This window comes from Pseudomonas sp. SF2, from assembly GCF_036858055.1.
GTDB lineage: Bacteria > Pseudomonadota > Gammaproteobacteria > Pseudomonadales > Pseudomonadaceae > Aquipseudomonas.
Map to the genome: position 1 here is coordinate 170,765 of NZ_JAMBDI010000039.1, position 9,754 is coordinate 180,518.

General features: G+C 63.7%; 6 protein-coding genes and 1 pseudogene. 5 read left to right on the plus strand and 2 right to left on the minus strand.

The features are described 5' to 3' along the window. Window positions 1-280: 280 nt before the first annotated feature. The gene (locus M2S36_RS21055; protein ID WP_207836673.1) at window positions 281-898 is read right to left on the minus strand and encodes a TPM domain-containing protein; all 618 of its coding nucleotides are present in this window, start codon (window positions 896-898) and stop codon (window positions 281-283) included. A 186-nt stretch (window positions 899-1,084) separates the two neighbouring features. Between M2S36_RS21055 and bglX the strand changes: the two genes are divergently transcribed. The 4 genes from bglX to M2S36_RS21075 all read left to right on the plus strand — a co-directional run bounded on the left by bglX (window position 1,085) and on the right by M2S36_RS21075 (window position 8,207). Beyond that, window positions 1,085-3,376, plus strand: a complete 2,292-nt coding sequence (bglX, locus tag M2S36_RS21060) for a beta-glucosidase BglX (RefSeq protein ID WP_063913214.1) — start codon at window positions 1,085-1,087, stop codon at window positions 3,374-3,376. Window positions 3,377-3,523: 147 nt separating this feature from the next. Beyond that, a complete protein-coding gene (locus M2S36_RS21065; RefSeq protein WP_063913215.1) occupies window positions 3,524-5,281 on the plus strand; it encodes a sensor histidine kinase in 1,758 nt (585 codons plus the stop codon). Then, entirely contained in the window at window positions 5,275-6,609 is a 1,335-nt protein-coding gene (locus M2S36_RS21070; protein WP_233687036.1) for a sigma-54-dependent transcriptional regulator, read from the plus strand. The genes M2S36_RS21065 and M2S36_RS21070 overlap by 7 nt, the downstream gene beginning before the upstream one ends. A 278-nt stretch (window positions 6,610-6,887) precedes the next feature. Beyond that, window positions 6,888-8,207, plus strand: a complete 1,320-nt coding sequence (locus M2S36_RS21075) for an MFS transporter (protein ID WP_063913444.1) — start codon at window positions 6,888-6,890, stop codon at window positions 8,205-8,207. 277 nt (window positions 8,208-8,484) lie between these two features. On the opposite strand, the gene M2S36_RS21080 is transcribed toward M2S36_RS21075, so the two are convergent. Next, window positions 8,485-9,237 carry a COG4705 family protein gene (locus M2S36_RS21080; protein WP_233694151.1) on the minus strand — a complete coding sequence of 251 codons (753 nt, stop codon included), beginning with the start codon at window positions 9,235-9,237 and terminating at the stop codon, window positions 8,485-8,487. Between the two features lie 343 nt (window positions 9,238-9,580). Here M2S36_RS21080 and M2S36_RS21085 point away from each other — a divergent pair. After that, window positions 9,581-9,754, plus strand: a pseudogene (locus tag M2S36_RS21085) (heme utilization protein); the annotation flags it as partial.

The window sequence follows — 9,754 nt, forward strand, 5'->3', positions numbered from 1 at the left end:
GGTGCCTCGGATAGCGGGGAGCGCTTGGCGCAATGCACACATTCTACAGGGTGGCTAACTTCCTGTGGGAGATCGCCCAGTCCTTTGGGCTGCGCTGTCGCGTAGAGAGCTGAATTCGCAAGCGGCCCGCGTACCCTGTGTGCATGGCACCGGCTGCGCCGGTGTTCGCGGCTAAAGCCGCTCCCACAGAATCCCCGCTAATTCAATGAGTTATGTACAATTCTGTGGGAGCGGGCTTGCCCGCTCCCACAGGGGAAGCATCAAGCCATCGGACGCCGACTCAATCGAGAATCACCAGCCGGTTGGGCAACTCGTTACGCGCATGGGTAGGTGGCACGTGCTCGCTGAGCAGCTCGCCGCACGCCTCGATGCACTCGACAAACCCCTGCAAGGTGCGGCCCTGGCGTACCTGTTCGGCAAAGCGGGCGACGATGGCCGCGCGGGCGGAGGCATCCAGGTAGTGCTCGATGCCCCGGTCGACCAGGATCTCCACATGCCGCTCCGCCTCGCTGACGAAAATCAGTACGCCCGTGGCTCCAGCAGTACGCTGCAGGTTCTGCTCGCGAAACTGTTGGCGGGCCAGGCGCGAAGCGCGCCAGCGGCGCAATGCCCGGGGGATCAGCCAGCCGGCCAGGCGTGGGTTGCGCAGCAGCAGGCACAGGCCGACGAACAGCAGCACATTGGCCACCAGCAGGCCACGCACGCCGGGCCAGCCCAGCAGCCAGTGCATCAGGCACGGCACGGCCAGCGCCAGCACGGCGGCCCAGAACAAAGGCCAATAGGCGTAATCATCGGCACGGCGGGCCAGCACCGTCACCAGTTCGGCATCGGTGCGCCGCTCGGCACGGGCAATGGCTTCAGCGATCTGGCGCTGATGGTATTCGTCGAGGGGGGTCATGCCGTCGGTCTCTTGAGCGTTCTTATTGTTGTTGTCCCGGCATTCGGGGCTTCGTCCGCAGGCGACATATTCAGGCATAATCCGCCGCTGGAAGAAATGCCTGCAAATCGTACAACAATAGCCGCCTGAAAAACTCGGCCGCGCACGTATCACCGTGGATACGGCAGAGGCCCCATAACGGAATTGATGATGAAACTGTCTTTGCTGGGCCTGGCCATGGGCCTTGCCAGTCAGGCGGCCCTCGCCGCCCCCTCCGCCCCGCCCCTGCAGGACAAGCAGGCGTTCATCGACCATCTGATCAGCCAGATGACCGAAGCCGAGAAGATCGGCCAGCTGCGCCTGATCAGCATCGGGCCGGAAATGCCCAAGGATAAGATCCGCGAGGAAATTGCCGCCGGGCGCATCGGCGGTACCTTCAACTCACGCACGGCCCCCGAGAACCGCCCCATGCAGGACGCGGCGATGCGCAGCCGGCTGAAGATTCCGATGTTCTTCGCCTACGACACCGTTCACGGCGAGCGCACCATTTTCCCGATCGGTCTGGGCATGGCCGCGACCTGGGACATGGACGCCGTTGCCAAAGTCGGCCGCACCGCTGCCATCGAAGCTGCTGCCGACGCCCTGGACATGACCTTCGCACCGATGGTCGATATCGCCCGCGACCCGCGCTGGGGCCGCACCAGTGAAGGCTTCGGTGAAGACACCTACCTGACCTCGAAGATCGGCCAGGTGATGGTCCGCTCGTTCCAGGGCAGCAGCCCGGCCAACCCCGACAGCATCATGGCCATCGTCAAGCACTTCGCCCTGTATGGCGCGGTGGAAGGCGGGCGCGACTACAACACGGTCGATATGAGCCTGCCGAAAATGTACAACGACTACCTGCCGCCCTACCGCGCCGCACTCGACGCGGGTGCCGGCGGGGTGATGGTGGCGTTGAACTCGATCAACGGCGTGCCGGCCACCTCCAACACCTGGCTGATGAATGACCTGCTGCGCAAGGAGTGGGGCTTCAAGGGCGTGACCATCAGCGACCACGGCGCCATCCAGGAACTGATCCGCCATGGCGTCGCCCGCGACGGCCGCGAAGCCGCCAAGCTGGCGATCAAGGCCGGCATCGACATGAGCATGAATGACACCCTGTACGGCGAAGAGCTGCCAGGCCTGCTGAAGTCCGGTGAAGTTACCCAGGGCGAGCTGGACCAGGCGGTGCGCGAAGTGCTTGGTGCCAAGTACGACATGGGCCTGTTCAAGGACCCGTACGTACGCATCGGCAAGGCCGAAACCGACCTGAAGGACTACTACGGCAACGACCGCCTGCACCGCGACGCCGCGCGTGACGTGGCGCGCCGCAGCCTGGTGCTGCTGGAAAACCGCAACCAGACCCTGCCGCTGAAAAAGGCCGGCACCATCGCCCTGGTCGGCCCGCTGGCCGACGCCCCGATCGACATGATGGGTAGTTGGGCTGCCGACGGCAAACCGGTGCACTCGGTGACTGTGCGCGAAGGCCTGCGCCGTGCCGTGGAGGGCAAGGCCAAGCTGGTCTACGCCAAAGGTTCCAACGTCACCGGCGACAAGGCGATGTTCGATTACCTGAACTTCCTCAACTTCGATGCCCCGGAAATCGTCGACGACCCGCGTCCGCCTGCAGTGCTGATCGACGAAGCGGTGAAGGCGGCGAAGCAGTCCGACGTGGTAGTGGCAGTGGTCGGCGAATCCCGCGGCATGTCTCACGAGTCGTCGAGCCGCACCACCCTGGAAATCCCGGCCAGCCAGCGTGAGCTGATCAAGGCCCTGAAGGCCACCGGCAAGCCGCTGGTGCTGGTGTTGATGAACGGCCGCCCACTGTCGATTGCCTGGGAACGCGAGCAAGCCGACGCCATCCTCGAAACCTGGTTCGCCGGTACCGAAGGCGGCAACGCGATCGCCGACGTGCTGTTCGGCGATTACAACCCGTCCGGCAAGCTGGCCATCACCTTCCCCCGTTCGGTCGGGCAAATCCCGATGTACTACAACCACACCCGTATTGGCCGCCCCTTCACGCCGGGCAAGCCGGGCAACTACACCTCGCAGTACTTCGAGGAGCCCAATGGCCCGCTGTACCCGTTCGGCTATGGCCTGAGCTACAGCAGCTTCGAGCTGTCGGACCTGACCTTGTCCACCAACAACCTCAAGCGTGGCGACACACTGTTGGCCAAGGTAACAGTGACGAACACCGGCAAGCGTGACGGTGAAACCGTGGTGCAGCTGTACTTGCAGGATGTGTCGGCGTCCATGAGCCGCCCGGTCAAGGAACTGAAGAACTTCCAGAAACTGATGCTCAAGCCTGGCGAGTCGCGCACATTGAGCTTCCGCATCAGCGAGGAAGACCTGAAGTTCTACAATGGCCAGCTGCAGCGGGTTGCCGAGCCAGGGGAGTTCAATGTCCAGGTAGGGCTGGATTCCCAGGCGGTGCAGCAGCAGAGCTTTGAACTGCTGTAACTGACAGGTTTTGCCTGTACCGGCCCCTTCGCGGGCAAACCCGCTCCCACAGGTACTCCGCAAGCAGATGGCCTGCGCGATACCTGTGGGAGCGGGTTCACCCGCGAACAGGCCGGCCCTGATGTCCCATTCATCCGGATCCGCCCCATGCCCTTTTCCGTTCGCGCCCTGCGTCTGGGGCTGATCACCCTGCTGATCGTGCTGGGCACCGCCTTCAGCGCCGGCTGGGCCATGCACCAGGCCAAGCGCCAGGCCATGGAAGACGACGCCCGGCGTGCCAGCCAGCAGTTGGGCCTGTACGCCAATGCCCTGCACACCCTGATCGACCGCTACCGCGCCCTGCCCGCCGTGCTGGCGCTGGACCCGGAACTGATCGCCGCTCTGCGCGGCCCGGTCAGCGAACCGGTGCAGGACGCCCTGAACCGCAAGCTTGAGCGTATCAACGGAGCGGCCAATTCCTCTACCCTCGAACTGCTCGACCGCACCGGCCTGGCCATCGCTGCCAGCAACTGGCGACTGCCCAGCAGCTACGTGGGCTCCAACTACGGTTTCCGCCCCTATTTCAAGCAAGCCCGCAGCCAGGGCAGTGGCCGCTTCTACGCCGTGGGCGTGACCAGTGGCGTGCCGGGCTACTTCCTCGCCAGCGCGGTGAACGACGAGCATGGCCGCTTCCTCGGTGCCATGGTGGTGAAGCTGGAGTTTCCCGAACTGGAGCGCGAGTGGCGCCAGGGCAGCGATATCCTGCTGGTCAGCGATGCCCGTGGCATCACCTTCATCGCCAACCAGGACGGCTGGCGCTACCGCGAGCTGCAGCCACTCAGTGGCGCCGACCGTGCCGAGCTGGCCGAAACCCGTCAGTACGACAAGCAACCGCTGGTGCCGCTGCAGCACCAGGTGCTGACGCGCTTTGCCGCCAATAGCACCCTTAGCCGCGTGCAAGGCCCGGAGGGCAATGCCGAGTACCTGTGGGAAAGCCTGCCGCTGGAGGGCGAGAACTGGACGCTGCACCTGCTGCGCAAGCCGCAGGTCGCCGCCGACGGCCGCAATGCCGCGCTCGGCGCCGCCGCCGTATGGCTGAGCCTGGTGTTCGCTGCGCTGTTCGTCAGCCAGCGCCTGCGCCTGGCCCGCCTGCGCCAGCGCAGCCGGGAGGAGCTCAAGCGCCAGGTCGAGGAGCGCACCCGGGAGCTGCGCACCGCCCAGGAAGGCCTGGTGCAATCGGCCAAGCTGGCCGCGCTGGGGCAGATGTCGGCAGCCATGGCCCATGAAATCAACCAGCCGCTGACCACCCAGCGCATGCAGCTGGAAACCCTGCGCCTGCTACTCGACCATGGCCGCCATGACGAAGCACGCCGGGCGCTGGAACCGCTGGAGCAGATGCTCACGCGCATGGCCGCGCTCACCAGCCACCTGAAAACCTTCGCCCGCAACAGCCCGGTCGGCCTGCGCGAGCGCCTCGACCTGGCCACCGTGGTCGACCAGGCCTTGCACCTGCTGGAAGCGCGCATCCGCAGTGAAGAAGTGGAGGTAGCCCTGTACCTGGCGCGCCCGGCCTGGGTGCGCGGCGATGCCATTCGCCTGGAGCAGGTGCTGATCAACCTGCTGCGCAATGCCCTCGACGCCATGGCCGACAAGCGCTACAAACGCCTGGAAATCCGCATCGAGCCCGACGGCGAACTGTGGCGCCTGAGCGTGCTGGATTCGGGTGGCGGCATCGCCGAGGCCGACCTGGCCAAGGTCTTCGACCCGTTCTTCACCACCAAGCCGGTGGGCGAAGGCCTGGGGCTGGGCCTGGCCATTTCCTACGGTATCGTCCATGAGGCCGGTGGCCAACTGCAGGCCGAAAACCTGCCCGGCGGTGCGCGCCTGAGCCTTACCCTGCCCCGTGACCTGGAGCCTGTATGTTGAATTCAGTGATCGTCGTCGACGATGAAGCCAGTATCCGCACTGCGGTCGAACAATGGCTGAGCCTGTCCGGCTTCAGCGTGCAACTGTTCGCCCGCGCCGAGGAATGCCTGGCGCACCTGCCGCGGCACTTTCCCGGGGTGATCATCAGCGATGTGCGCATGCCGGGCATGGATGGCCTGCAATTGCTCGAACGCCTGCAGGCAGACGACCCCGACTTGCCGGTGATCCTGCTGACCGGCCACGGCGATGTGCCCATGGCGGTGGAAGCCATGCGCAGCGGAGCCTATGACTTCCTGGAAAAGCCCTTCACCCCGCAGCACCTGCTGGGCAGCCTGCGCCGGGCCCTGGAAAAGCGCCAGCTGGTGCTGGAAAACCGCCGGCTGCACGAGCAGGCCGACCTCAAGTCACGCCTGGAAGGCACGCTACTGGGCATGTCCCAGGGCCTGCAACAGCTGCGTCGGCAAGTGCTGGACCTGGCCAGCCTGCCGGTCAATGTGCTGATCCGTGGCGAAACCGGCAGTGGCAAGGAGCGCGTGGCCCGCTGCCTGCACGATTTTGGCCCGCGCGCCAGCAAGCCGTTCGTCGCCCTCAACTGTGCAGCCATCCCCGAGTCGCTGTTCGAGGCCGAGCTGTTCGGCCATGAAAGCGGCGCCTTTACCGGCGCTCAGGGCAAGCGCATCGGCAAGCTGGAGTACGCCAACGGTGGCACAGTGTTCCTCGACGAAATCGAAAGCATGCCACTGGCCCAACAGGCCAAGCTGCTGCGGGTGATCCAGGAACAGAAGCTGGAGCGCCTGGGGGCCAACCAGAGCATCAGCGTCGACCTGCGCATCATTGCCGCGACCAAGCCCGACCTGCTCGAAGAAGCCCGCGCCGGGCGCTTCCGCGAAGACCTTGCCTATCGCCTGAACGTGGCCGAGTTACGCCTGGCGCCATTGCGTGAGCGGCGTGAGGACATTCCACTGCTGTTCGAGCACTTTGCCCGTGCCGCTGCCGAAAAGCTTGGCCGTGCGGCCCCGCCGCTGTCGGGTGCACAACTGGCGCAGCTGCTGTCGCATGACTGGCCAGGCAACGTGCGTGAACTGGCCAATGCGGCGGAACGCCATGCGTTGGGGCTGGGTTCGCCGAACATCGAGGTGGCGCCTGCCGGGCAGTCGCTGGGCGAGCAGATGGAAGCGTTCGAGGCGCAATGCCTGCGCGCGGCGCTGCGCCAGCATGGGGGCGAAATCAAGGCGGTGATGGAGGCCTTGCAGCTGCCGCGGCGCACGCTTAATGAAAAGATGCTGCGGCATGGTTTGGTACGCGAGGATTTTATTGGGCGGGAATGAGCGAAAATCCGCCTATAGCGCTCAGCCAGTAAGCAAAAAGCCGCTCATTTTCAAGATTTTTTGGGGCTGCGTTGCAGCCCTTCGCGGGCACGCCCGCTCCTACAAAGAACTGCGACACGTCAGGCGCCACGCGGTACCTGTGGGAGCCGGCGTGCCCGCGAAGGGGCGCACAGCGCCCCCATTTGAAGCCCCATGCACCCATTTGGCACACCTTCTGCAATCACCTGTGCAAGCTGCGCCACGGCGCGCTCCACAAAAACAACGAGAAGGTATCCCTGATGGATAATGCCACCTCCCTGCCCGCCGGGGCGGCCACCGCGCCTGCCGCAGAAAAAACCACCGCCAGCCGCCTGAAGTCGATCTTCAGCGGGTCCATCGGCAACATGGTCGAATGGTACGACTGGTACGTCTACGCCGCATTCTCGCTGTACTTCGCCAAGGCCTTCTTCCCGGCCGGCGACTCCACCGCACAATTGCTCAATACCGCCGCGATTTTCGCTGTGGGCTTCCTCATGCGCCCGATCGGTGGCTGGCTGATGGGCCTGTACGCCGACCGCAAAGGCCGCAAGGCCGCACTGATGGCTTCGGTGCTGCTGATGTGCGCCGGCTCGCTGGTCATCGCCCTGACCCCGGGTTACGAAACCATCGGCGTCGCCGCGCCAATCCTGCTGGTCATCGCACGCCTGATGCAGGGGCTGTCGGTGGGCGGTGAATACGGCACCTCGGCTACCTACCTGAGCGAAATGGCCAGCAAGGACCGCCGTGGCTTCTTCTCCAGCTTCCAGTACGTGACCCTGATCTCCGGCCAGCTCATCGCCCTGGCGGTACTGATCGTCCTGCAACAGACCCTGACCACCGAGCAGCTGTATGCCTGGGGCTGGCGCGTTCCGTTCGTGATCGGTGCGCTGTGCGCCGTGGTAGCCCTGTACCTGCGTCGCGGCATGGAAGAAACCGCCTCGTTTACCAAGAAGGAAAAGGCCAAGGAAAGCCTGATGCGCACCCTGCTGCGCCACCCCAAGGAGCTGATGACCGTGGTCGGCCTGACCATGGGCGGCACCCTGGCCTTCTACACCTATACCACCTACATGCAGAAGTACCTGGTCAACACCGTGGGCATGAGCATCAGCGACTCGACCACCATCTCGGCCGCGACGCTGTTCCTGTTCATGTGCCTGCAGCCGGTGATCGGCGGCCTGTCCGACAAGATCGGTCGCCGTCCGATCCTGATCGCCTTCGGTGTACTCGGCACCCTGTTCACCGTACCGATCCTCAGCACCCTGCACACCATCCAGACGTGGTGGGGCGCGTTCTTCCTGATCATGGCGGCGCTGATCATCGTCAGTGGCTACACCTCGATCAACGCCGTGGTCAAAGCCGAGCTGTTCCCCACCGAAATCCGCGCCCTCGGCGTGGGCCTGCCGTACGCCCTGACCGTGTCGATCTTCGGCGGCACCGCCGAGTACGTGGCCCTGTGGTTCAAGAGCGCGGGCATGGAGAGCGGCTTCTACTGGTACGTCACCGCCTGCATCGCCTGCTCGTTGCTGGTGTACGCGACCATGAAGGACACCAAGCAGCACTCGCGAATTACCACTGAGTGATGCTGGCCTGGCAATACTGAAAAGGGGCGCTCCAGTGCATGGGGCGCCCCTTTTTTATCGGGCGTTTGAGGATATGTCAGGGTTGCCAGGCGTTCGTCGTGAGCGGTTCAGCGCCTATCAGATCGAGCGCCGCGCGGGCGGCGCTCGATTTCAGCAACACCGCAAACATCAAGCCATACCTCCAAAACCCTCTGACGAGCCGATTAGAAATCCTATTCGGCTCACCATGTGAGCCGAATAGCCCAATTAATCGGCTCATAAGTACCTGAAAGCAGGCTCAGGACATCTCCAACACCTGACGCGGTTCACGGCGCTGGTACCAGGTGGCCATCAGCACCAGCACCAGCAACACCCCGCCCAATACCGCCGAAGAGCCGACCGTGCCGAAGTCCAGGCCGCCCTTCTCGTGGGGCTTGGTGAGGAAGTCGCCCAAGGTGGCGCCGAACGGCCGGGTGAGCACGAACGCAACCCAGAACAACACCACGCCGGGGATGCGCGTCCAGTAGCGGGCCAGCACCACCAAGGCGATGGCACTGCCGATCAGCAATGCACCACCGGCAAACCCGAGCCCCGAGTCATCGGCCAGGTAGTCGCCCAGAGCAGTGCCCAGCGTGTTGGAAAACAGGATCGCCACCCAGTAGAACAGCTCGCCCGTGCGGTTCTTGATGCGGGTGACATCCAGTGGGTTGCCGCTCAGGCGCCATACCAGGAAGGTCAACAGCAGGATGCCGATGAGGATGGCCGAACCTGCGGCATAGCCCAGGCCCAGGGTGCGGTCCATGAAGTCGGACATGGTGGTGCCGGCAGTACTGGTAGAGAGGATCACCAGCCAGTACAGCATCGGGTGGTAGCGGCGCGAGTACAGCTGGCCGAGCAGGGTCAGCAGGAACACGCTGATCAGCAGCAGCGAGCTAAGGGCATAGCCGATGTTCAGGGTCATCGACAGCAAGTCACCTGCCGTTTCGCCAAGGGTGGTAGCGCAGATCTTCATGACCCAGAAGGCCAAGGTGATTTGCGGGAGTTTGTTCATTGTTGTGCCGCTCCGGTTTGAGGTGCGGCGATGGTGCTGAGCAGCATTTGAAAAATCGGTTGGTGATGTATGAAAAATGCGTTGAGCAGCCTTCAATGAAAGATCTTTCATCCTTAACGCCCCATTAATTCCCCCCGCTCAAGCTGAAATGGCTGGCAGAACGTCGCCTTATGGGAAGGCACATCCTGAGCCAGAACCGCTGCCAGAGCCACAGGATCCACGCCAACATATATCTAATTACTCGATTTTTAAGCACTATTATTTGCGCTTTTTAATCAAATTAATCGGCGTAGGATTAAACCCATAGAAACAAACAACCCCAAAAACCCCTGGAGCAACGACCATGAAAAACAAACTGATCCTCACCCTGGCCCTCTCGGTTTTCGCTACTGGCGCCTTCGCCGAAGATGGCTTCAACCGCACCAACGCCCACACCTTCGCAGCGACCCAGAGCCAATCCGCTGCCTACGCCGAAGACGGTTTCGACCGCACCGGTGGCCAGCGCTTCGCCGAAGAC

Bases quoted from the DNA above. Each gene is read 5' to 3' on its own strand.
- M2S36_RS21055 (WP_207836673.1), bottom strand. From the start codon at position 898: ATGACCCCCCTCGACGAATACCATCAGCGCCAGATCGCTGAAGCCATT.
- bglX (WP_063913214.1), top strand. From the start codon at position 1,085: ATGATGAAACTGTCTTTGCTGGGCCTGGCCATGGGCCTTGCCAGTCAG.
- M2S36_RS21065 (WP_063913215.1), top strand. From the start codon at position 3,524: ATGCCCTTTTCCGTTCGCGCCCTGCGTCTGGGGCTGATCACCCTGCTG.
- M2S36_RS21070 (WP_233687036.1), top strand. From the start codon at position 5,275: ATGTTGAATTCAGTGATCGTCGTCGACGATGAAGCCAGTATCCGCACT.
- M2S36_RS21075 (WP_063913444.1), top strand. From the start codon at position 6,888: ATGGATAATGCCACCTCCCTGCCCGCCGGGGCGGCCACCGCGCCTGCC.
- M2S36_RS21080 (WP_233694151.1), bottom strand. From the start codon at position 9,237: ATGAACAAACTCCCGCAAATCACCTTGGCCTTCTGGGTCATGAAGATC.